At 59.4% G+C, this 1,438-nt stretch carries 1 protein-coding gene and 1 pseudogene; both read right to left on the bottom strand.

Annotated features, from left to right (window positions below):
- Nucleotides 1-579 (bottom strand): annotated as a pseudogene (locus X738_RS80485) (calcium-binding protein); the annotation flags it as partial.
- The gene (locus X738_RS88240; RefSeq protein WP_023804281.1) at nt 533-682 is read right to left on the bottom strand and encodes a hypothetical protein; all 150 of its coding nucleotides are present in this window, start codon (nt 680-682) and stop codon (nt 533-535) included. The pseudogene X738_RS80485 and the gene X738_RS88240, both read right to left, overlap by 47 nt.
- Between the last annotated feature and the right edge of the window lie 756 nt (nt 683-1,438).

The raw sequence follows: 1,438 nt of genomic DNA, 5'->3' as shown, positions 1-1,438 counted from the left end.
TCTGTCGGTGTAGCTGCTTTGGTAGACAATGATGTCGCCGGCGTGCTCGCCGGAGATCGCACTCGCGGCCTCAGAAGCAGAGTTGAAAGATTCGCCAGTGATTACCACGACGTGTTCGCCGTTCGCACCTGAGGCCGCACCACTGTAGAAGCTGCTCACCGGGTAGCCGGACTGTATGCTGGCGTTGTTGACGAAGTTCGCGCCAAAACCGTCATTGTAGAGGCCCACCGCATCGAAGGCGAACTTGTCCTCCGCCGGGTTGAAATCGGTGATAGTGGTAATGTCCGACTTCGACCCGACAACCCCAGGCACCGGATTGTGGAACTGGAACACGAACGTGTCACTGTCGGTGCCCCCGGTCAACGTATCCTGGCCGTCACCCACGTAGAGGACATCCTGGCCGGGACCGCCGCTGAGCCTGTCATTGTCCTCACCGGAGATGCGCGCGTTGAAGCGGCCGTTGTCGCCGGAGAGATCGTCCCAGCCATCTCCGCCGAAGATGCGGTCGTTACCCTCGCCGCCAAGGGCTCGGTCACTGCCCGGGCCAGCCGAGNGCCGAGATCTCGTCGTTGCCGGCATTCCCGTCAATCCAGTCACCGCCCTGGAAACCCTCCATCCAATCTTCACCCTCGGTGCCGAGGAGTGTTTCGGCATCCGGGCTACCCTCGATAATGTTTGCCATCGAAAAATACTCCTAATGATGCACCCTGCCTGACGCGTTCATATTGCTCATCGGATAATTAGAGAAATCGATTGCTTGGATAGACACACATTTACGAAATGGATGCATTCACGTTCACTTCCTTCTGCTGAGCAGTTGCGGGCTCGCTGGCGGCGGGGACGCTGGTCGCCCAAGCAATCGATCTGAAGATTCGACACTCAAACGGACGAGGAAAACTTGGTAACCGGTCGTCCTGGTGGGCTCCAAACTTCTCTCTGTTTGCTCGACGCCGGCATACCCGCACGTAAGCGCTGGACGTGGACAAGTTCCGGTGGCCGCGGGTACGGATATACGGCGCGGCCTCAGCGATGAATGGCGGCCGGAGACGGTTCCTTCCCCGACACGCATGCTGCTACCGCGCAACAAGGGGAGGGCAATTTGCCGCCAATGGCCTCGTGATGGCGCCTTTCGCCGACAGGCTGTCGAAGTTGACCGAAGCCGAGCTGAAACGACAACCGGCGGGTCCTCGCAGCCGCGTTAAGCATTCGCTCACTGTCAAGCCGGCCTCGGAAGAACAGGCATGAGGCTGTGTTGCCGAGTATCTCGCCGGCACTGCCCATTGCGAGCAATGGAACATTAGGGAGCGCGTTCGCGCGAGCCGAGATGCGGAACCGATAGACGCACCAGGTAGTACGAAAGCCGTTTTTTTCGTCCGTCGCCAGATCGGCTGCGATCCGGCTGACATATCCGTTCAATACCGGCGTGGTCCTCAGATTG

This window comes from Mesorhizobium sp. L48C026A00 (assembly GCF_000502375.1).
GTDB lineage: Bacteria > Pseudomonadota > Alphaproteobacteria > Rhizobiales > Rhizobiaceae > Mesorhizobium > Mesorhizobium muleiense.
Note: the sequence above shows the minus strand (reverse complement) of the source record. Positions and strands in the feature narration are given on the sequence as shown.